This window comes from Undibacterium sp. TJN19 (assembly GCF_049339485.1).
In the GTDB taxonomy this organism is placed as follows: domain Bacteria; phylum Pseudomonadota; class Gammaproteobacteria; order Burkholderiales; family Burkholderiaceae_D; genus Undibacterium.
This window is the reverse complement of the sequence record NZ_JBMPPL010000006.1, coordinates 269,166-290,682: the sequence shown is the minus strand read 5'-3', so window position 1 is coordinate 290,682 and position 21,517 is coordinate 269,166. Positions and strand designations below refer to the sequence as shown.

20 protein-coding genes are annotated in these 21,517 nt (G+C 50.8%); 6 read left to right on the top strand and 14 right to left on the bottom strand.

The window, feature by feature from the left end; all coding sequences use genetic code 11:
• Position 1: 1 nt before the first annotated feature.
• From ACO0LH_RS18070 to ACO0LH_RS18050, 5 genes are all read right to left on the bottom strand, one after another.
• Positions 2 to 1,219, bottom strand: coding sequence for an efflux RND transporter periplasmic adaptor subunit (locus ACO0LH_RS18070; protein WP_422942518.1), 1,218 nt, complete (start codon positions 1,217 to 1,219; stop codon positions 2 to 4).
• A 196-nt stretch (positions 1,220 to 1,415) separates the two neighbouring features.
• Positions 1,416 to 1,916, bottom strand: a complete 501-nt coding sequence (locus ACO0LH_RS18065; RefSeq protein WP_422942517.1) for a DoxX family protein — start codon at positions 1,914 to 1,916, stop codon at positions 1,416 to 1,418.
• 53 nt (positions 1,917 to 1,969) lie between these two features.
• Positions 1,970 to 2,779: a putative DNA-binding domain-containing protein gene (locus ACO0LH_RS18060; protein ID WP_422942516.1), complete on the bottom strand. Its 810-nt coding sequence runs from the start codon at positions 2,777 to 2,779 to the stop codon at positions 1,970 to 1,972.
• Complete coding sequence (locus tag ACO0LH_RS18055) at positions 2,776 to 3,639, bottom strand: DUF692 domain-containing protein (RefSeq protein ID WP_422942515.1); 864 nt, start codon at positions 3,637 to 3,639, stop codon at positions 2,776 to 2,778. Before ACO0LH_RS18055 ends, ACO0LH_RS18060 begins: the two co-directional genes overlap by 4 nt.
• A gap of 72 nt (positions 3,640 to 3,711) precedes the next feature.
• Positions 3,712 to 3,966 carry a DUF2282 domain-containing protein gene (locus tag ACO0LH_RS18050; RefSeq protein WP_422942514.1) on the bottom strand — a complete coding sequence of 85 codons (255 nt, stop codon included), beginning with the start codon at positions 3,964 to 3,966 and terminating at the stop codon, positions 3,712 to 3,714.
• Between the two features lie 215 nt (positions 3,967 to 4,181).
• On the opposite strand from ACO0LH_RS18050, the gene ACO0LH_RS18045 reads away from it, so the two are divergent.
• Both ACO0LH_RS18045 and ACO0LH_RS18040 read left to right on the top strand, forming a co-directional pair.
• Positions 4,182 to 4,451: a hypothetical protein gene (locus ACO0LH_RS18045; protein WP_422942513.1), complete on the top strand. Its 270-nt coding sequence runs from the start codon at positions 4,182 to 4,184 to the stop codon at positions 4,449 to 4,451.
• 44 nt (positions 4,452 to 4,495) lie between these two features.
• Positions 4,496 to 4,714, top strand: coding sequence for an RNA-binding S4 domain-containing protein (locus ACO0LH_RS18040; RefSeq protein ID WP_422942512.1), 219 nt, complete (start codon positions 4,496 to 4,498; stop codon positions 4,712 to 4,714).
• Between the two features lie 9 nt (positions 4,715 to 4,723).
• Here ACO0LH_RS18040 and ACO0LH_RS18035 read toward each other — a convergent pair whose 3' ends face one another.
• The 3 genes from ACO0LH_RS18035 to mobB form a co-directional block, all read right to left on the bottom strand.
• Entirely contained in the window at positions 4,724 to 5,158 is a 435-nt protein-coding gene (locus ACO0LH_RS18035) for a hemerythrin domain-containing protein (RefSeq protein WP_422942511.1), read from the bottom strand.
• A gap of 177 nt (positions 5,159 to 5,335) precedes the next feature.
• A complete protein-coding gene (locus ACO0LH_RS18030) occupies positions 5,336 to 5,536 on the bottom strand; it encodes a YjfB family protein (RefSeq protein WP_422942510.1) in 201 nt (66 codons plus the stop codon).
• 74 nt (positions 5,537 to 5,610) lie between these two features.
• Positions 5,611 to 6,138: a molybdopterin-guanine dinucleotide biosynthesis protein B gene (gene mobB, locus ACO0LH_RS18025; protein ID WP_422942509.1), complete on the bottom strand. Its 528-nt coding sequence runs from the start codon at positions 6,136 to 6,138 to the stop codon at positions 5,611 to 5,613.
• 190 nt (positions 6,139 to 6,328) lie between these two features.
• On the opposite strand from mobB, the gene ACO0LH_RS18020 reads away from it, so the two are divergent.
• Entirely contained in the window at positions 6,329 to 7,399 is a 1,071-nt protein-coding gene (locus ACO0LH_RS18020; RefSeq protein WP_422942508.1) for an ABC transporter substrate-binding protein, read from the top strand.
• A gap of 107 nt (positions 7,400 to 7,506) precedes the next feature.
• Here ACO0LH_RS18020 and ppc read toward each other — a convergent pair whose 3' ends face one another.
• From ppc to edd, 4 genes are all read right to left on the bottom strand, one after another.
• Positions 7,507 to 10,293: a phosphoenolpyruvate carboxylase gene (gene ppc / locus ACO0LH_RS18015; RefSeq protein WP_422942507.1), complete on the bottom strand. Its 2,787-nt coding sequence runs from the start codon at positions 10,291 to 10,293 to the stop codon at positions 7,507 to 7,509.
• A gap of 202 nt (positions 10,294 to 10,495) precedes the next feature.
• Positions 10,496 to 12,130: a glucose-6-phosphate isomerase gene (pgi, locus tag ACO0LH_RS18010; RefSeq protein ID WP_422942506.1), complete on the bottom strand. Its 1,635-nt coding sequence runs from the start codon at positions 12,128 to 12,130 to the stop codon at positions 10,496 to 10,498.
• Positions 12,131 to 12,192: 62 nt separating this feature from the next.
• Positions 12,193 to 12,834, bottom strand: a complete 642-nt coding sequence (gene eda, locus ACO0LH_RS18005; protein WP_422942505.1) for a bifunctional 4-hydroxy-2-oxoglutarate aldolase/2-dehydro-3-deoxy-phosphogluconate aldolase — start codon at positions 12,832 to 12,834, stop codon at positions 12,193 to 12,195.
• A gap of 42 nt (positions 12,835 to 12,876) precedes the next feature.
• Complete coding sequence (edd, locus tag ACO0LH_RS18000) at positions 12,877 to 14,718, bottom strand: phosphogluconate dehydratase (RefSeq protein WP_422942504.1); 1,842 nt, start codon at positions 14,716 to 14,718, stop codon at positions 12,877 to 12,879.
• A gap of 261 nt (positions 14,719 to 14,979) precedes the next feature.
• On the opposite strand from edd, the gene zwf reads away from it, so the two are divergent.
• Genes zwf through ACO0LH_RS17985 form a run of 3 tightly spaced genes read left to right on the top strand, consistent with a single transcriptional unit; the run spans position 14,980 to position 18,040 of the window.
• The gene (zwf, locus tag ACO0LH_RS17995; protein ID WP_422942503.1) at positions 14,980 to 16,440 is read left to right on the top strand and encodes a glucose-6-phosphate dehydrogenase; all 1,461 of its coding nucleotides are present in this window, start codon (positions 14,980 to 14,982) and stop codon (positions 16,438 to 16,440) included.
• Between the two features lie 14 nt (positions 16,441 to 16,454).
• Positions 16,455 to 17,129: a 6-phosphogluconolactonase gene (gene pgl, locus ACO0LH_RS17990; protein ID WP_422942502.1), complete on the top strand. Its 675-nt coding sequence runs from the start codon at positions 16,455 to 16,457 to the stop codon at positions 17,127 to 17,129.
• Between the two features lie 14 nt (positions 17,130 to 17,143).
• Positions 17,144 to 18,040: an SIS domain-containing protein gene (locus ACO0LH_RS17985; protein ID WP_422942501.1), complete on the top strand. Its 897-nt coding sequence runs from the start codon at positions 17,144 to 17,146 to the stop codon at positions 18,038 to 18,040.
• Between the two features lie 35 nt (positions 18,041 to 18,075).
• Here the strand turns inward: ACO0LH_RS17985 and ACO0LH_RS17980 are convergent, their stop codons facing one another.
• Both ACO0LH_RS17980 and ACO0LH_RS17975 read right to left on the bottom strand, forming a co-directional pair.
• Positions 18,076 to 19,308, bottom strand: a complete 1,233-nt coding sequence (locus ACO0LH_RS17980; RefSeq protein WP_422942575.1) for a PepSY-associated TM helix domain-containing protein — start codon at positions 19,306 to 19,308, stop codon at positions 18,076 to 18,078.
• Positions 19,309 to 19,331: 23 nt separating this feature from the next.
• Entirely contained in the window at positions 19,332 to 21,401 is a 2,070-nt protein-coding gene (locus ACO0LH_RS17975) for a TonB-dependent siderophore receptor (protein WP_422942500.1), read from the bottom strand.
• Positions 21,402 to 21,517 lie beyond the last annotated feature (116 nt).

The window sequence follows — 21,517 nt, the reverse complement described above, 5'->3', positions numbered from 1 at the left end:
ATCAGGCTTTCGGTGCTGAGGCGGCGCTGGAATCCGTATTTGCAGCAGGCTTTGCATCTGCTTTTGGCAAACGCACTTTGCTACCTGCCTTTACCGTATCCAGACGTGAGACAATCACCAACGCACCTGGTTCCAGGCCCTGTACGATTTGTGCCAGGCCCTCGTCCTCGCTACGCAAACCGAGCTTGACGGGCTGTATTTTCACCTGCTCATTCACAACCTGATACACCACGTCAGCACCATTGACTTGCCGCACTGCGCTCAAGGGCACAACGGCTGACGAAGCCGTTTTTTCCAGTACCAGGTTGCCTTTGGCGAACATACCCACTTTTAGAGACGTATCTGGATTATCAACTGCGATATAGACAATCATCGAGCGCGACCCGGCTTCGACTGCCGGATTGATACGGGCCACCTTGCCCTGGAATTCGCGGGCGCCAAAACCGTCTACCCGGAACAAGACCGTCTGACCAGCTTTGACACGTGGAATTTCACTTGCCGGCACTTGCGCTTCCAGTGTCAGGTGGCTCAAATTGACAATGCTATATAAAGCAGTATCAGGCGATACTTTTTCACCGGGCTGCACATGGCGTTTGCTGACAACGCCATCAATTGGCGAGCGTATCTGGGTATCCGCCAGTGCCAGTTGCGCCACTTCTTTTTGCGACAGGGCAGACTTCAGGCTGGCCTGTGCCAACTCCAGACCATTGTGTGTAGTATCAAAGGCATTTTGCGAAATGTAGTTTTGCTTGAGCAAAGTTTCATTGGATATACGGTTTTTCTTTGCCAGCGCCAGTTTAGCCTGTGCTTCATCCACCATGGCTTCTTGCGTGATCAAACGTGCATGCAGATCAGCAGCGGTAAAGCGCGCAATGATTTGTCCTTTGTGTACGGCAATGCCTTCCTGTACTGGTGCTTCAGCAACTTCGGCGATGACTTTGGAGCGAACTGTTACCTGCGTCTCCGGAGCCAGTGCCCCGGACAGCGCCAATTGGGAAGATATCTGCCTGGTTTCTGCATTGGCCACATCGACGGCAGACAATTCATAAACCGGCTCTTTCGATGCTGCCGGATTTTCTGTGGTTTTTGCCTGCGCCGTTGTTTTGTTGGCATAGATTAGCCAGGCAATACTGCAAAGCAGTACCACACCGACACTGATCAGTGGCATGCGCCAAAGCAATTGGCCACGCTTATTTCGTTTAAGGAAGATATTTTGCATGATGAACATTTCTCAGTAGGCGTCTGCGTGGAATCTCTGTTGCGACGGGCGTCGCAGGATCCTGTTTGCTATCTGACTGAGTTGCGGAAGATTAGTTCATCCGCTGTTGGCATGAATATCGAAAAACAGCGCTCGTATGTACACCCGGGCGCTGTTTGATATGCAAGACTGGTTTCTCTAAATAGGCACCAGGTATTTAATTCACTTGCTGGCCCAGTTCACCAGATTCACTCGCTGCTTTCCCGCGTTTGCTTAACCATTGATCAAGAGATAATTTGCCAGGGCCAAAACTGACCAGTACCAGCAATAATATGCCCCAGTAAAAATGCGAATTAATCGCGGCCGGGCAATCAAGGGTGAATAATAAAGGATAAGAAATGACCGCCATGAGATTCACACCAAACAATGCCAGCGCCGCAGGCCGGGTGAAAATACCCACCAGTAACAGTACCGGCAAAGCCAACTCCCCTGCTGCCCCCAGCCAGGCGGCCAGTTCAGGCGGAATCACGGGCACCATATACTCATCTTGAAACAGAGAAAGCGTGACCGACCAGTCAGACACTTTGACCATACCTGCCTTGAAAAACTGCCAGCCGACATAAAGTCTGAGCGCAAAGCTTAAGGCCGAGCCACCCCATTCGGTAAGGCTTTGATCGAAACGGGTACTTAATTTATGAAAGTATTGCAGGCTATACATTGATATTCTCCAGTTTAATCTCCTGCCTTTTAGTCAGTCCAATCGCATTTTCCTTACACCAGCATTTCAGAAATTTTAATTTGGGTAAATAATCCCAGATTAAACCAGGACTGCAAATGCGCATTAATATCAAAATCCGTATCCGCACCGACAGCAATTTCCAGCGCGTCACCCAGTTTGACACCTTGTTGCAATGCCTGTAATGCAAGGAAAGCCGGTCCTGTCAGCACGGTCAATTCAACCTGCCACTGTTTTCTGGAGATAAGGCCAAAACTGCCTTGCCGGATGTTTTCCGGGGCTGCCATGCCAGGCTCGGCTTGATGCGCATGCCAGATAGCCACACTTGCCCAGTCTGACTGATACAGACTGACGGCGGGATGCAGACCCAGCACCACATCTGGCAACGCCAGGCCTTTTCCTGCAATCAACTGCACAAAACCAGGCAAACTAAAGCTTTCTGCATCGCTTGCATAATAAGCATTATGAACTTGCCATTCCAGTCTGGCGACTTCCGGGAAATAAGGGTAATCAGCAGCATCAGGAATTTCGCTCAGGAAGCCTGGCAATTGTGTGCCGAATTGATTCAAGTCACCAGAAATGGAAGGATAAGTACGTCCGAACGCACGCGCTACCTGTTCGAAATAATCGTCACCGACCAATTGACGTAAAACCGGGTAAGCGTTGCCCAGCGCTGCAAGCCAGATCGCCGTTAAATTACCGCGGTATAAAGCCAGCCGGTCATCTTGAAAAGAATGTGGAACCAGCATGGCAGCGACGTCAGCAGCAGCCTCTGGATGGATCAGCGCATTGGCAAATGCCTGCTGAATCTCACTAAGTGAGTGATGTTGTATGGCACGTGTCATTGCGCACGAGCCTTCTGCAACATTTGTTCTTTTACTTGTTCTGTTATTTGCCGCGCCTTATGCGCTTCGCCCAGCAACACAGGTAAGGCTGGTATCGCCGTATCCCATTCAATCAGTACAGGGATATCTGTCTGAAGCAAATGACAGGCCTGCTCAAACAAAGCCCACACTGCCGGGGCCACCTGGCTGCCATGGTCGTCCACCAGGCAAATATCGGTGTGCAAATGCCCGGCCAGATGTATTTCGCCCACGGAGCCAGCTGGTAATGCTGCCATGGCTTGCAGGGCATCAACTGCACTTTCCCCATGATTGGATTGATTCACATAGAGATTATTAATGTCCAGCAGAACACCGCAACCTGTGCGTTTCACCAGTTCTGCCAGGAATCCCGCTTCTGACATATCGTCCTGGGCAAAGCGCACGTAGGTGGAGACATTTTCGATCAATACCCGTCTTTGCAAGCTTTCCTGCAATTGTTCAACCCGCTGGCAAACCAGGTCCAGCGCGCTTTGCATCAAAGGCAAGGGTAATAAATCATTCAGATGGCGGCCTGTGACCGCTCCCCAGCAAAGGTGCTCTGAAACCAGAAATGGATCCACACGCTCAATTAAACGTTTAAGACGCTGTACATGATGTTCAGCATACGTCTGTGCCGAACCCAGGCCCAAGCCAACGCCATGCAGGCTGACAGGGTAATCACGGCGAAGCTGTTGCAAAACATGCAAATCATAGCCGCCATCCCCAAAATAATTTTCTGAATGCACCTCCAACCAGCCTGTATCAACAGGCGCATTCAGAAAATCACGATAATGCGGCGTACGCAAACCCACGCCCACCCTGTTTAGGGTGGGCGTGGGCATTTGGTACGATTGATCTGAATTATTCAAAGCAAATCAAGTAACTCAGACCAGCAATAAAATCGCCTCAAACAATTAAGACTTAGGCGCTTCTAATTTGCCGCCCATTTTTTCGCAAGAACCTGATGGTACTTTTTTCCATTCAGATGCGTCATTGTCTTTCTTGGCCTGACCAGCGCAAGAATGGGAACCAGATTTTGTGGCGCAGTCATTTTGACCGGCTTTTGCTATACCAAAACATTTTTCCGTTTTAGCTGGCTCTGCAGCCATTGCCAAACTTGTGCCAAGCAAACCAGCCAGAGCTACTGCAACCATTGCCTTGTTATTCATTTTCATCTCCTGAAAAATTCAATATGCCCAAATGGGAAAAGTTAAAACTACAGCTTATAGTCGGCGCAGAAACAGTAAACTTACAAAAATTTTTAAAAAAATTAATGATCTACCGATCCACGCAATAATATACGCGGAAAAATCCACAACGGATTCAAGCCACGTTCAAATCATCGTACTATCTTATTACTAATTTTCAAGTAAAAGCTTTCAGTATGCTTAACAAATTAAAAGAATTGCAAGTCAGCATTCAAGATTTATCCGCTGAGCGCATCAATGCGCACGAGTTTTGCCGTGTTTGGCGAACGCAGGAAGAATTATTGGGCAATTTGCCACCCCAGTTTGCCGATGTGATGGAAAACCTGTTAGGCAGATTGGAAGCCAGCAGCATGTTCACTGAAGAGAGCTGCTCCTTCAGTCAGGCTGATTTAGTGGCGCAATTGCAAATCTGGCTGGACAAAGCAGCTACACGGCTTCAGAAATAGTGTAAGCTGCGCCCCTTTTATTACGCCACATCAGAGGAATTTGTATGCAAAAACTGAGTTTTAGCCTTGAAGGCGAATACGTAGAATTGAATCAGCTGTTAAAACTGGTAGGCCTGTGCGAAAGCGGCGGCGCTGGCAAAGCGATAGTTTCCAGCGGCGACGTCAGTGTTGACGGTCAGCAGGAATTACGCAAGACCGCAAAGATACGCGCAGGTCAGGTGGTCAGCATTGGCGATATCGAGATTCTGGTGCAGGCCGCCTGAATCACAGGCTTACGCGAGATTGGTCTCAGGTTCAGGGCTGGTTGAGATTTTTTCCGGATTACTTGCCATGAAACGTGCCAGCATATTGTCCATGGTATCGACATGATGCTCAAACCATAAAGGCAATTCCTCAGCCAAACGACCAGCCAGGTCCGTTTCACCGATTTCTACCCTGCGTCTGACCTCTTGCATGACTTCCAGTACAGCTTCATGTTCTTGCTTATGGCAGCCTGCGGGTGGGAAACCCGTTTCAGCCATCCATTGATTTTCCTGCTCAAAATGGGCAATGGAATGCACTATCAGCGCATCAAGTCGCTCAATGAAAGTAGCTGGATTATCCTCGGACAAGGCTGCGCACAATTCAACGAACTCTCGATGCGTGTCGTCCATGGGTTCATAACTAAGGCTAAGGCGATCAGACCAGCCCCAAGAATTTTCATTCATGCGTCTTCCTAAATTCTGGATCAACCCAATTATCGCTGATCAGGTAAAAGCTTGCTTGTGATAAATCATAAAGCACAAGACGATTAAAACACAGCATGCAAAAACAAAGCGCGCCTGAGGCGCGCTATTCAAAACCAGGCAACAGATGGCTACTCAACCAAGACCTGTTGTGAAGTATCAAGCTGTCGTATTGATATTACGGCCCAGATTAGGTGGCAGGTTGGCGACCGATTTGTTATCTGGTATCGCTTCGATCAAGGCTGTCGCACTTTCCGCACTGACATCAATTGCTTTTTTCAATACAGCAATACTTACTGCCTGACTGGTACCTACGTCAGCCAAAGTGGTTGCCACACTGGCAATTCCGGTTACATCCATGACAATTCTCCTTATCTGTCTACTTAAGTAACGGCAGCATTAAGGGAAATCTTTAACGAATTCCAGGATTTTTTTCAAGAATTCGTTTTGCATCGCAATAAATAACTATCTTGCAACCAGGCCAACACCAGATGCAACTGATTTAAATCCAGCCAGCTCACACCCTGGCGCAAATCATCCGGCGCGACGACATCGGATGCAACGGCAATGACATTCATATCATCAGGATACAGTGCCGGTTTGCCCAGGGATGGCCTGTACACCTCAAGCTTGGGAACCGGCTCCCATTTATAACCTTCAATCAATGTCAGGTCTGCGGGTGACAGTCGCTCTAACAAGGCACTCAAAGGAGGCTCCTGCTCTTCTCGCAATTCACGCGTCACAACATAACGATAAGGTGAAGCCAGCAAAACTTCGCTGGCGCCCGCCAGGCGCAGCCTTGCGCTGTCTTTATGTGGCGGCTCTATGATGATGTCATGATGGCTATGCTTGACGATATTGATACGTTTTCCGGAAGCAGACAACTCTCTGATCAGATATTCCAGCAAACTGGTTTTTCCACTGCCCGACCAGCCAACCACGCCCAGTATTTCCCCTGACATCTTGTTTCCACCCACAGACTATGAAGCCGCAAGTATAAACATATTTCCTATGAATATAAGCAAGCGTATGTCCTGGTCATTACTGCGTAACAATCAGATGACATAATTGCCACTTTGCAACAAATACAGGTTTATCAGGATGCCCGCCTTCCTCCGTCTTTGGTTTTTAGTCATTCTCCTCTGCCAATTTTTGGTCGCCAGTGCCCACGCGCAAAGCAATGCGATTATCATCGGCCAGGCGATCGATTTATCCGGCCCGAACGGCAGCATAGGGCGTGATTACGTCGCTGGCATTACAACCTATTTTGACAGTATCAATGTCAGTGGCGGCATTGGTGGCAGGCGCATCAAATATCTGGTGCGCGATGACCAGGGCATTCCGGCGCAATCCGCGCAGGCAGTTACTGAACTGATAGAAAAAGACAAGGCAGAATATTTGCTGGGTGGCATAGGTGCGGCGGTAACAGATGCAGTGCTGGCAGCACCGCGCTTTGCACAAAGTGGCCAGACCTTGTTTGCCCCACTGGTCGCCTCAGTCAAAAACTATAATTCCAGGGTCTTGTTCTGGCGCCCCAGCCCAGAGCAAGAAATGCAATACATCTTCTCTTACTTCGATAAACTGGGCATCAAGAGTGTCGGCATCGCCATTCAGGAATCAGCACTTAACCAGGATATGTATCAATATGTCGTCACAGAACTGCGCAAGCGCAGCATGACATTGAGTGGCATTGTGCACTTGAGCGCTGCGCCGGCAGATATGCAAAGAGAATCCGCAGCGCTGGCAAAAGCCAACCCTGGCATTGTCTTTGCCATTGCAGACACCTTCGGTACCGGCACTTTTCTCAAAGAATTCAGAAAATCTGCGCCGCGCACGTTTGTTGCAGGTATGTCCCTGATCAACCTGGATACACTCGCCGAAGTAGCCGGCCCGAAAGCACTGGAATGGACAGTTTTTTCCCAGGTTGTACCTAATCCCTTAAGCAAAAAATCTGTGATACAGATAGATCATAGCAGCATGATGAAGAAATTCAGGGATGAAGACTTATCGTCTTTAACCTTTGAAGGCTTTATTGTTGCCAAAACGCTGGTCAAGGGAATACAGATGGCTAAACCTGGGCGTGATGCCGTGCAGACCCTGGCGCTGCAAAAAAACCTGATTGATCTGGGCGGTATCAGCATCAGCGTATCGGAAGGAACGCATCGCATGTCCAATTTTGTTGACATGGCGCTGTTCAGGAAAGGCGGCGGTCTGCTCTTCTGACGCATCATCACAGGCAACGGTATGCAAAAATTAAAATCCCCAAACACCTTAAGATGCTTGGGGATTTTTTATGTCACGTGACCTGAGTTACCGGTCATTGCCAGCTGTCACCCGCTATTGCGCAAACCTGCCGCAATACCATTGATCGATAAATGTATGCCGCGATGTACACGCTCATCATCGTCACCATTACGGTAACGCTCCAGCAATTCCACCTGCACGTGATTCAAAGGCGACAGATAAGGGAAGCGGTTGCGTATAGAACGTGCCAACAAGGGGTTTGCCGCCAGCAGTTCATCCTGACCAGATATGGCCTTCAATATGTCTATGGTCGTTTCATGCTCGGCCTGTATGCGCGGGAAGATGCGGTTACGCAAAGACTCATCCTTGACCAGTTGCGCATATCGGCTGGCGATACCAATATCACTCTTGGCCAGCACCATTTCCATATTTGACAGCACCGTGCTAAAGAAAGACCATTCCCTGAACATGGCTTGCAAAGTCTGCAAGCCATTATCAGGATGCGCCTTCATGTATGCTTGCACGGCAGAGCCAAAACCAAACCAGCCCGGCAACATCAAACGGCATTGCGACCAGCTGAATACCCAGGGTATGGCACGCAAATCTTCAATCGCTGTCGATTTTTTACGCGATGCAGGGCGGCTGCCGATGTTCAAACCGGCTATCTCGGAAATGACTGTCGATTCCCAGAAATATTTTTCGAAACCTTCGGTCTCATAGACCAGGTTACGGTAGGCTTTGAAAGCATGGTCAGACAATTCTTCCATTGCCGATAAAAATTCTGGCTTGGGTGCAACCTCCGTATAGGCCAGCAAACTGGCTTCCATCGTTGCTGCGGCCAGCACTTCCAGGTTACGCCGCCCGACTTCAGGGTTACCGTATTTGGCAGTAATCACTTCGCCTTGCTCGGTCAGACGAATCTGGCCTTGCACGGCACCGGCTGGCTGTGCCAGGATAGCCTGGTAGCTAGGGCCACCACCACGACCAACAGAGCCGCCACGGCCATGGAACAGGCGCAAACGTATCTGATGCTTGGAGAATATCTCGATGAGATCAAGCTCTGCCTTATACAGTTCCCAGCCTGACGTCAAAAAGCCGCCATCCTTGTTACTGTCTGAGTAACCGAGCATGACTTCCTGCGCATTATTACGGCTGGCCAGCAGGCGCGCATAGGCAGGTATGCCGAATAATCTGTCCATCACGGGCGCGCTGTTTTGCAAATCACCTATGGTTTCAAACAGCGGGATGATATTGACATCGACACGCCCTTCTGCGGGGTGCAGCAAGCCAGACTCTTTCAAGAGCAAGGCCAGTTCCAGCATATCTGACACGCCATCAGTCTTGGAGATGATGCAATTGGGTACTGCGCCTTTACCATAGCGTTGTTGCGCAGTGAAGGCAGCACGATAAATTGCCAGCTCTGATTGTGTCTCTTCAGAATAGCTCAGGTAAGGTGAAGCCAGCGGGCGGGCGGAACTGATTTCCTTGACGAGCACGTCGATACGCTGATCTTCATTCAATTCCAGATATTTCAATTCAGGGTTGGCGGCTTGTAATAACTCATGAACCACGCGTTCATGCACGTCAGAATTCTGGCGCAAATCCAAAGGCGCGAGATAGAAGCCAAAAACCTTGACGGCACGGCGCAAATGGCGCAGGCGGCCACGTGTGATGGCGGCGGAACCATTTGCATGCAGCGAATGATGGACAATATCCAGATCGGCAGCCAATTCTTCTGCTGTTGCATACGGTTCAGCATCACCGCTCGCATGAATGGTTGGTTCCAGCCCCAGCAATTGCTTATAGCTGGCGGCAAGTCGCGCATATACACCGCTGATTGCCAGACGATATGGCTCATCAGAACGATGCGGCGAATGATCAGGTGAGCGTTGTGCCAGGGCCAGCAAGTCGTCAGATACTTTCACCAGCAAATTTGCCATCGACAATTGCGAGCCCAGGGTATGCAATTCATCAAGATAAAATTTAAAGGCGCGGGTGGCCTGCATGGCCAGGGTTTTTTCCAGTACGGTGGCTGTAACGAATGGATTGCCATCGCGGTCACCACCTATCCAGCTACCCATTTTCATGAAGCTGGGGAGTTCATGTTGCGCCAGTGCTGCGTCCTTGCTTGCTAGAAGATCTTCCAGACCGGCATACAGATGCGGCAACTCACGCAGGAAGGTATAGTCGTAAAAACTCAGGCCGTTTTCGACTTCATCGAGTACCGACAATTTGGACGTGCGCAGCATGCGTGTTTGCCACAAGGTCAGCACTGCACGACCCAGGGCTTCGTCATTGGCGGCAGATTCTTCCGGCGTCAGTTGCATGCGGTCGCGCTCATCCAGCAGTCGTGTAATCACCATCTGGCAATTCAGGATACTCTTGCGCTGCACTTCTGTTGGATGTGCAGTAAGTACAGGAAAAACTTGTGCGGTCTCAAAAAAATCCAGTAACTGCTGGCTGCTATGGCCGGTGTTGTACAGCGCTTCTATCGTATGTGCGAGACTGCCCTGACGCGGTGCAGAACCTGCAATCAGATGGGCACGTGTGCGGCGTATGTGATGCTGGTCTTCAGCCAGGTTCACCAGATGTGAAAAATAACTGAAAGCACGTATGACTTGTGTGGTCTGGTCATTGGTCAGTGTATCAAGTGTGGTTTCCAGCTCCGCGCGTGCGGCTTCATCGGCATCACGGCGAAAGCGTATGGAATTCTGGCGCACTTGTTCAATGAGATCGAATACTTCATCGCCATGCTGGTTTCTTACCGTATCGCCTAATATGCGGCCCAGCCTGCGTATGTCTTCACGCAGGCTCTGGTCTTTGTCGTCGCTGATATCGTTCATTTTTAATTGCGGGTGTAGGTGGGCGTTCATGCTGACAAATTCTACGGTAAGGATAAAAACGGTGTGATGAAAATTCTTGTGGGCCTGTGTGCGGCAATATATTTACAGCGTCAAAGAATCAAGCTCACTGAGTAAGCATCTGCCTTGACAGCATGCTTACGCCAGGATTGATATTTAATATATCAAACACACTGAGGCTTGCTTACAACAGCTGCGCGCCTGAAATACAATGCTAAGCAGCTTTTTTCAATTTATGACTGCGCCCTACTGCCAGCAACAACCCCTTGGTAGAGCTATCGTAATCTTCCTTGACTGCACTAGGATCAAGGCTGATCAATTGCTGTGCCAGCGATTTACCCAGTTCCACGCCCCATTGATCAAAGGCATTGATATCCCAGATCACCGATTGTACAAACACTTTGTGTTCATACAGTGCAATCAGCGCGCCCAAGGAACGTGGTGTCAAAGAATCCAGCAAGACTGTCGAAGTCGGGCGATTGCCTTCAAATACGCGCGGTGCCAATACCTTGTCAGGCAGATCGCCAAGTTCGGCACGCACCTCCTGCATGCTCTTACCCCAGGCCATGGCCTTGGATTGGGCAAAACAATTTGCCAGCAGCGCCTGATTATGACCAGGCAAACCGGCATCATCATCAGCCACTACGATAAAGTCGGTAGGGATAATTGTTGCGCCCTGATGCAATAACTGGAAATAAGCATGCTGGCCATTAGTACCCGCTTCGCCAAACAAGATAGGTGAAGTGGTGTAATCAACCCGCTGGCCTTCACGCGTGACGGACTTGCCATTGCTTTCCATTTCCAGTTGCTGCAGGTAAGCGGGCAAGCGTGTCATGCGCTGGTGGTAAGGTGCTATCGACAGCGCTTGCAAGCCAAGGAAATTAATATTCCACACCCCTATCAAGGCCATCAATACTGGCAGGTTTTGTTCCAGCGGTGCCTGGGCGAAATGCAGATCCATTTCATGCGCACCAGCCAACATTTCTTCAAAACGGTCTGCGCCTACATACAGCGCAATCGACAGGCCTATCGCGCTCCACATCGAGTAGCGACCACCAGCCCAGTTCCAGAATGGGAAGACATTTTCAGGCGCTATACCAAAATCAGCAGCAGCTTTTACATTCGTACTGAGTGCCACGAAATGCTGGCGTATCTGATCAACCGGGCAGCCGTGAGACAACATCCATTCACGCGCAGTGCGGGCATTGGTCAGGGTCTCCATGGTCGAGAAGGTCTTGGAGGCGACCACGAACAAAGTCGTTTCAGGATCAGCATTGGCCAGCGCATCAGCCACATGACGGCCATCAACATTCGAGACGAAATGCAGGGACAGGTTTTTTTGCGACCACGGTGCCAAAGCAATGCAAGCCATTTGCGGGCCGAGATCTGAACCACCGATACCGATATTAACAATAGTGCGTATCGCCTTGCCGGTATATCCGTGCCAGCGCCCTTCCCTGACCGCATCGCTGAATGTTCGCATTTGCGCCAGCACCTGGTGTACATCGGCAGCAATGTTTTCACCATTCAAATCAAAGGACTCACCTTTAGGTAAGCGTAATACCGTATGCAGGACTGCACGGTTTTCCGTCTGGTTGATCGCTTCACCGCGCAGCATGGCGTCGCGACGTGACTCTACATCCTGCTGCCTGGCCAGCGCCAGCAAATTCAGCTTTGCTGTCGTGTCTATGCGTTGCTTGGAGTAATCAAGCATGATGCCGCAGGCAGAAGCTGAAAAATGCGCAAAGCGCTGAGGATCAGCACGGAACAAATCTTTCAGGTTGGGCATGTTGGTGGCACGTTGCTGCAACAAACCCCAGATAGGAGTACGCGATACGGAAGTGACCATAATCTTGCTTAATGACGAAAAGTGATGGGTGAAATGATGAAATAATTTGATTGAACCTGGATTTACTTCTTGCCTGCTGCGGCAGCCGCTGCCGCCAGTGCACCAATTGCTGCCCAGTCACCAGCATTGATCAGAGACGCAGGGCACATCCACGAACCGCCCACGCACAGGATGTTTGATTGATGCAATAGCGTTGGCGTTGCCTCCACTGTGACACCACCGGTCAGACAAAATTTCACATCCGGGAAAGGGCCGCCCAGGGCCTTCGCCATCTTGGTGGCACCGACGATATCGGAAGGGAAAAGTTTGACGACATTGAAGCCATGTTCCAGCGCCAGCATCAGGTCACTGGCACCGCCAACACCAGGAAAATACGGCAGACCAGAATCAGCAGCGGCTTTGGCAAGCACAGGCGTGATGCCAGGGCTGATACCAAAGGCAGCACCGGTTTCTTTGACCGCATCCAGTTGCGCCTGCGTCAGGATAGTACCTGCACCAACGGTCACAGTCGGGCAAGCCTTGACGACTTCACGCAAGACCGTCATGGCATTTGGCGTGCGCAAAGTAATTTCCACAGCTGGCAAACCATTCTCTGCCAAAGTAGTCACGCAGCGTATTGCCTGATCAACGTTATCAGTAACGAGGATAGGTAGTACGCGAATTTGCTCCAGTTGGGCGATGATGTTTCGCTTGCTCAGACTCATGATCTTGTTTCGCTTTCAGAAATAATTATTGAAGTTTTGGCGTTAATCGATGAAAAGAGTAGATGCGCCGTGTTCCGGTGCAGTCACGACACGGCGCTGAGCGGCAAACAAGTCACGGCCATAGCCAAAAGTGACTTCCTTACTGAGTTCACGCACGGCACGTTGTGACCAGACATCGGCATCCACCAGAGCACGCAATTCGCCGGTATGTACATTCAATTCAACCATATCACCATCACGCACTTTACCAAGCGGGCCACCTTGCGCCACTTCCGGGCTGACATGCAAGGCCGCTGGTACTTTGCCGGATGCGCCAGACATACGGCCATCCGTCACCAGCGCTACTTTATACCCGGCTGACATCAGGCTGCCCAGCACAGGTGTGAACTGATGCAGCTCCGGCATGCCATTCGCTTGCGGCCCCTGGAAGATGACGACAGCGACGAAGTCCATATTCAGCTCGCCAGCCTTATACGCTTTGACGAGGGCATCCTGAGATTCAAATACTTTTGCCGGTGCCTTGATGATCCAGGCATCTTCAGGCACGGCAGAGGCCTTGACGATGGCCCGACCCAGATTGCCGTGCAACAAACGCAGGCCACCGGTAGGTGCGAAAGGATCAGTCACATTGCGAACGACTGTAGTGTCGGTCGATTCTGCTGGCAGCGCGTCCCATCTGACCTTGCCATCTTCAGTCAATTGCGGGCGGCTGGTGTGTGAGTTCAAACCATCATCACCATAGACTGTCATGACATCTGCATGCATGAGGCCAGCAGACAAGAGTTCACGTATCACGAATACCGGTCCGCCAGCATCTTCAAAGGCATTCACGTCAGCAGTGCCATTAGGATAAACACGTGTCAGCAGAGGAATGACAGATGACAGTTCATCAAAGTCTTGCCAGTCAATGATGATGCCAGCCGCGCGGGCCACAGCAATCCAGTGGATAGTGTGGTTGGTGGAACCACCCGTCGCCAGCAAGGCGATGACGGCATTGACGATGGTTTTTTCATTGACCAGTTGGCCTATGGGTTTGTAATTGCCACTTTGCTCTGTCAATTGCAGGACACGCTCTACTGCGGCATCTGTCAGCACACTGCGCAATGGATCACCAGGATGGACAAAGGCAGCACCCGGCAGGTGCAAGCCCATGGCTTCCAGCAACATCTGATTGCTGTTGGCCGTGCCATAGAAAGTACAGGTGCCTGCGCTATGGTAGGCGGCACTCTCTGCGGCGAGCAATTCTTCCTTCGTTGCTTTACCCTGCGCATAACGTTCCCGCACTGCGGCTTTTTCTTTGTTCGACAAACCAGAACCCATGGGGCCTGCAGGTATGAAGATAGTAGGCAGGTGACCAAAGGCCAGCGCACCTATCAGCAAGCCAGGCACGATCTTGTCGCAGATACCCAGACAAAGCGTGGCATCAAAAGCATCATGGGTCAGCGCCACGGCTGTGGCCTGGGCAATTACATCACGTGAAAACAGCGATAACTCCATACCTGGGCGGCCTTGCGTCACGCCATCACACATGGCAGGTACGGCACCAGCTACTTGCGCAGTTGCACCGAAGCGCAAAGCGGTCTGACGTATCTGGGCGGGATAAGATTCATAAGGCTGATGGGCCGACAGCATGTCGTTGTAAGCAGTGACAATGCCGATATTCGGTTTTTGCGCCTGATTGAGCCAGATCTTGGTGCTACTGTCCATTGCGGCATTGGCATGCGCCTGATTGGCACAGGACAGACTGGCGCGACGCGGGCCACGGCCACGCATTTGTTCAAGTTGGGAAAGATAAGCACTGCGTAAGGTCTTGCTGCGCTCGGTGATGCGCTGGGTTACCTTGTCGATAACAGGATGCAGCGCATTAGATGAGGTTGTCGTCATATAAACACCTGATGCCCTTGGGGCTAAATAAGAAAGCGGTACTGATTAGATGCTTACAAAGATAGCATAAATACGCTATTTCTGTAACAAACTTTCAGTATTTTGTAATTTAGCTGTTTTTTTCGGCATAAACATCAAATTTATCGTAATGAAACTACATTTTTGAATATTTTCTGGCATAATCAGGATAAATCACTATCATCAATGTAGTACATTTAACGCAATACATCTGTACAAAACCCAACACAACACGGAGTCAGCATGACCACATTTGTCTTATTTGGCGGCACTGGCGATCTTGCCAAGCGCAAGATCATCCCTGCTTTGTATAGCGCATTTGTGAATGGCAGGCTGGATCAGGATTTCAAATTCATCGGCGCTGCACGTGAGAAACTGACGGATGAAGAATTTCGGGTACGCGTGGGTACCGCCATAGAATCCTATGCCGCCGATGTGGATGGTGCTACAGAAGAAAAACGTGCCGCCTTTCTTGCGACCACGCATTATTCAAAAATCGATGCGCGCATCCCGGAAGACTTTGCTGCACTCAAAGGCAGCCTGCAAACCAGCGACACCAATGCCACCCTGTTCTATCTGGCAACTGGCCCGGATATTTTTATCCCCGTTGTCGAGCAATTATCCAAACATGGCCTGGTCGAGGGCAACGCCCGCGTAGTGGTAGAAAAACCGCTGGGCCGCGATGCCCAGTCTGCCAAGGAAATCAATCAGTCCCTGCGTTCCTACCTGAACGAAAACCAGATTTACCGTATTGACCATTATCTTGGTAAAGAGATGGTGCAAAATCTGCTGGCACTGCGTTTTGCCAATTCCTTCCTTGAGCCTTTGTGGAACCGCAAGTGGATACAGGATGTGCAAATTTCCATCTCCGAACAAGTAGGTGTGGAATCACGCGGTGATTTCTACGACCACACTGGTGCGTTGCGCGACATGGTGCAAAACCATTTGCTGCAACTGGTCTCCATCGTCGCCATGGAACCACCGGTAAATGCCAACCCGGACGCCATCCGCGATGAAAAAGTCAAAGTCTTGCGCGCCCTGCATAAGTTCACGCCGGATGAAGTCAGCAAAAAAACAGTGCGCGGCCAGTACCGTGCCGGTGCTGTCGATGGCAAACCCGTCATCGCCTACCAGAATGAGCCTGGTGTGCCACCATCATCACGCACCGAGACCTTTGTTTCCATCCGCGCTGAAATCGATAACTGGCGCTGGGCCGGTGTACCTTTCTACCTGCGCACAGGCAAGCGCATGGCCAGCCGCAGCGCTGAAATCACGATCAATTTCAAGCCTATTCCCTATTCCATTTTTGGCAAGTCACAGGGACCTTTGCGCTCGAACCGTCTGGTGATTTCCTTGCAGCCAGAAGAAAGCGTGCAACTGTACCTGAAGGCCAAAGAACCAGGCGAAGGCATACGCCTGTCTGACGTGGCGCTGAATCTGGATTTTGCCGAAGTATCAACCTCACGCCGTGTGGAATCGTATGAACGTCTCTTGCTTGACGCCATGCATGGCGACCTCACTCTGTTTGTGCGTGATGATGAACTGAGCGCCGCCTGGGCCTGGATAGATCCTATCATGAGCGCCTGGCAAAACGACAGCGAAGGCTTGAAATCGTATATTGCCGGCAGTTGGGGCCCATCCGCAGCCAGTTATCTGCTGGCGCAGCATGGCGCTGCCTGGGGTGAAGAATTCGTAGAAAGTTAAGCGATAAAATGACCATGAAATACCATACCTTTGAGAATTTTCCGGCATTGACTGAAGCCCTGAGCCAGCAATGGCTGGACGTTATCCAGACCACGCCGGACAACAGCAGTGCCAGTTTTGCCCTGGCTGGCGGCTCGACACCAGCGCCAGTCTATCAGCGGCTTGATCAGTTGCTGGCCAATGTTGACCAGCATAACCCCATCAAACTGGTAGCCACCGATGAACGCTGGGTTGCAGACCAGGACACACAAAGCAATGAAGGCTTGTTCCGCCGTTGCCTGTCTGGTTCTGCCACACGTAAAAGCTGGCAACTGGTGTCGCTGAAAAATGCAGCCAGCACCCCCGAAGTTGCTACTGAAGCCATCAATGCGAGGCTCAATGAGCAATTGCCGCAAGCCTTTAGTGCCGTCTTGCTGGGCATGGGTGCCGACGGCCATATTGCTTCGCTATTCCCTGGTGCACCTACCCAGCATGATGACCTTGCCTGCCTGGCAGCCGTGCACCCGCAAACCCGGCAAAGCCGCATGTCATTGTCCCTGCCCCGCTTGTTGAATACCAAACGTATCTGGCTCGTCATCACTGGCGCAGAAAAACGTGAAGTGCTGGACAAGGCAATGGAAAATAATCTGCCGGTTGCGTCCTTGTTGCGCGAAGCAGGCTGTACCATAGATGTTTTCTGGTGTCCGTAACCAATATAAACAATATGGCCAATCCGTTTTCCGACAACAAACCAAACAGCCCACCTGAAAAAGGTTTGCTGGCACGCATACGTACTGCCAGCACTGCCTTAAGTCGTGCCGAGCGCCAGGTTGCTGATTTTTTGCTGCAAAAGCCACATGATGCACTGGAAATGTCGATACGCGTATTGGCGCAGGCCTGCGATGTCAGCGAGCCAACCGTAGCACGCTTTGCCCAGAGTCTGGGCTTTGATGGTTTCAAAACGTTCAAACTGGCCTTTGCAAAAAGCCTGGCAACCGGCATTCCTTATCTGCATCTGGATGTGAACCAGGCAGATCACGTGCGCGATGTCTTGCCCAAAGTATTTGACCGCACCATCGCCACGTTGATGGAAGCACGCAATAATGCCAATGCCTCCACCTTTGAAGCGGCAGTCAACCTGCTGGCAAGAGCCAGACGCATAGAATGTTATGGCCTCGGTTATTCAGGTGCACTGGCGATTGATGCCCAGCTTAAATTTTTCCGCTTTGGGATTCCCACTACGGTATTTTGCGATGCCCACTTGCAGGCGCAGTCTGCCACTTTATTGAACAGCGATTGCGTGGTCGTGGCCTTTTCGCGCACAGGCCGCACACGCGACCTGATCAATAGCGTACAACTGGCCAAGCAGGCTGGTGCGAAGATTCTTGTACTGTGCGCCAGCGGCGGCCCACTGGCTGAACTGGCCGATGTGCATATTGGTGTCGATGTCGAAGAAGACCCGGACATCTATACACCAATGACCTCTCGCCTCGCACATCTTACTTATATTGATGCACTCGCAGTTGCTGTTACCCTGTTACGTGGCCCCGCTGCGATTGACATGCTCGAACGTGCGAAAGCCAGTATCAGCGAAAAACGCCTGGTGCCAAAATTGGAATAATGGCAGTAACAATACCGACTTGATCAGGCTCAAGACTATGCTTTTGCAGGAGTCAACCGGGCCAGGCTGAAGCCTGACCGGGCACGCCGTTTCCTGACCCAGATAATCAGCCCCGTAACGCTGAGCATGGCAACTACCAACCCCAGCAATGAAATAAGTATACGGCCCGTTAACCCCAGGATGCGTCCCGAATGCAAAGGGAACTGCGCCTGCAGGAAAATATCCCCGGCGCTGCCCGTGCCTGGAATCTTCCCGCCCAGCGAACGGCCGTCCTTGCCGTCAAAATACAGCCAGGCATTGCCGAGGCCAACATCACCGTGATCATTACCAGCCTCAAAAAAACCTACGCCATAGACACCAAAGGCAGGTGAATAGAACACTCCGCCTGCTGGCAAAGTCCAGCCACGCTGACCGGCTTCGCGTCTGGCAAGCTCAACAATATGCTCGCGGCTCATCACCGGCACCAAAGGCTTGTCCAGTGCCTGTGGTACGCGGCTGGCGAAAACATCGGCACTTAAAGGTGAGAACAGAGACACGACGGGCCGCACCACCTGCGCATTGAGATTCATCGATACCGAGGTAATTGCCAGCAACAGCATGAACAACCATAGCCAGACCCCGCTGGAACGATGCAAATCAAAATTGAGCTTGTGCCCGCCCTGCCCCCATCGAAAAGCAAATGATTTGCGCCAGCTACGCCAGTTGGGGAAGGAAATCCATAAGGCAATAAAGCAATCAAATGCCCATACCAGACCGATGATACCCATGAACCAGATACCCAGTTCCACACCGGATACATCGGGAATATGCATGGTGTAATGCAGCTTGTATAAAAATGGCAGCAGGTTTTCACGGCTCAGGGATATTTCCCCCCATTGCCGCTTACCCTGCACGTCACTCGTGACCGGGTCAACCGCAATCTGGTTAAACCCTAGCGGATAGGCTTTGCCGGTAGCCGGATCAATTCTGCCCTCCACCGACATTTGGCTGGTATGCCCCGGCTCAGTCTCATTTAAAACATAGGTGACCCAGATTCTGGGGTCGCGTGCCTCGACACGGTTCGCCAGTTCAAGACCTGACAAAGGTCTTGAACTGTCTGTTGCTGACAATTTTTTCGCGGTGCTGTTCGCCTGGAACAGATGCGGGTTAAGCAAGGCATCGAGCTCATGGTCCCATGAAATAAAAGCGCCCGTCAGGCCGGAAATAAACAGAAATATTGCTACCGCCAGCCCAAACCAGCGGTGTAGCAAAACCAGGACAGGACGCATCAACATGGGGTTCCCTCAGCCTCTCAATATTTCCAGTTGATAGCGATGCTGCCGTTTCTTGGTGCCGCATAATAAGCCTGGCTCCAGTAAAGGCTGGTCAGGTATTTTTGATTACTGACATTGTTCAGATTGGCCGATATGTTGAAATTCTGGGTCACATCGTAGCGTGCCAGCAAGTTCATCGTGGCATAACCGGCTTGACGGATAATGATGCCCGAGCCTTCATCACGGAAAGTATCTGCCTGCCAGTTCAGGCTGCCACCCACTTTCAACTGCGGCAAGAATGGCAATTGATAAGTCGTCGACAGGCGGAACAGCTTTCTTGGCACATAGGTTTTAACATCCTTGTCATTGCTGCCCTTGATGCTGATTTGCGTGTAGCCTGCGCTCAGATTCCAGCCTTTTGCCAATTCTCCGCTGGCATCAAATTCGAAACCTTGTGATTGCGCATCGATACCTTTGTAATATGTTTTGGTGCCGTTGATACCAGCCTGCTCTGCTGCATTGTTTTGCTGTATCTTGAAAACAGCGGCAGACAGATTGAGCTTGCGGTCAAACAATTCTGTCTTGACGCCCAATTCATCACCTTTGCCCTTGACCGGGTCAAGTGTCCGGCCATTCACATCGACCTCACTTTGCGGATTGAATATTTCTGTGTGACTGGCATACACGGAGGCGTTGGGTGCCAGGTCATATACCACGCCCAGGTAAGGTGTCGTATTACGTGCCGATTTCTGGCTGCTGACACCGTACGAAGTACCTGTGGTATCCGCCTTGGTCAGGTTGACACCAGCAATCAGCTTGACCTGGTCAGCGAGGTTGAAGCGTGAAGCAGCAAATACGGTTTTACGTGTATCTTCATACGCGCTGCCATCAGTAAAGGCATTAAATGCGGGCTGCGGATAATTGCCTGTCCAGTTGCTGATATCAGGCAAAGGCGTGCCTATGCCGACGCCATAATGCGAAATATCATCGAGTTTGGATTTAGACCAGTTAACTCCAAAACTCACATCATGCTGCCGCCCTGCCAGCGTAAACTTGCCCGTTGCATACAGGTCAAACAGAGTCTGGATATTGGTATCGTTATACAGAGAAGGATAGCTATACAAACCCAGGCCGGTTTTACGGTCGGGAGTGCCATAGGCGTAAAACAATTTGGAATCAGCTGTTGATTTATTGTAGCTGAGCACAGACTTGAGTTGCCAGTCAGTGTTTAATTGATGGCTTAATTCAATAAAGCTGCGGTCATCCTGCGTGATCCAGTGTGACCAGTCGGCAGCAGTACTGGTGGATGTTCTGTAATTGGTGGGGCTGCCATCCGTATAATACAAAGGCAAGGCACCCCACATACCACCTTTGGCATCGCTTTTCTGATGCGAATGGCCCAAGGTCAACAAGGTAGATTCACCGAGATTGGCTTCGATCACGCCATAGATCACGGTTTTTTCAGGCGAATATCTGTCGAGGTAAGAATCACCAGCCTGCTTCGCCACGACGATGCTGCCTGCAACAGTCCCGGCAGCATTCAAGGCGCCGGAAACATCTGCATCAATCCTGCGGGTATTCCAGGATCCCACTGTCAAACCAGCAGATGCCTGGAACTGGTAGGTCGGGCGCTTGCGCACGAAGTTAACGGTTGCAGACGGATTACCCGTTGCAGACATCAGGCCATTCGCACCCCGTACGATATCTATCCTGTCATAAATCGCTGTATCGATATCGCCTGCTACATTGCCTGAGGTGAATGGCATGCCCACGCCATCATACTGAAAATTAGTAATATCAAAACCACGTGCCATGTAATAAGTGCGGTCCGTTTCCACCTTTTCCACTGACACGCCGGTGGTATTGGCCAGCACATCATTGATATTGACCTGCTTGAAATCATCCATCCTGGCACGCGTGACTACTGAAACAGATTGTGGGGTTTCCCGCAGGGACAAATCAAGTTTAGTAGCTGAATTACTTTTCCTGGTTGTATAAGAACCGGTTTTTTCTGTACTGGGTTCATTACCTGCAACACCAGTCACGACCACTTCAGGCAATTCCCCCTTGGCTGTTTTAGTCCCTGGTGCATCATCGGCGAATGCCATGGCAGGTGCAATGAAAACCAAGGATAAAGCCAGCACCATAGGCGTTGGGCGAGGAAGACTTTGCCGGATCAGATGAGATATGTGTGGTGAAGATGATGAAATGCGCTGAATCATGA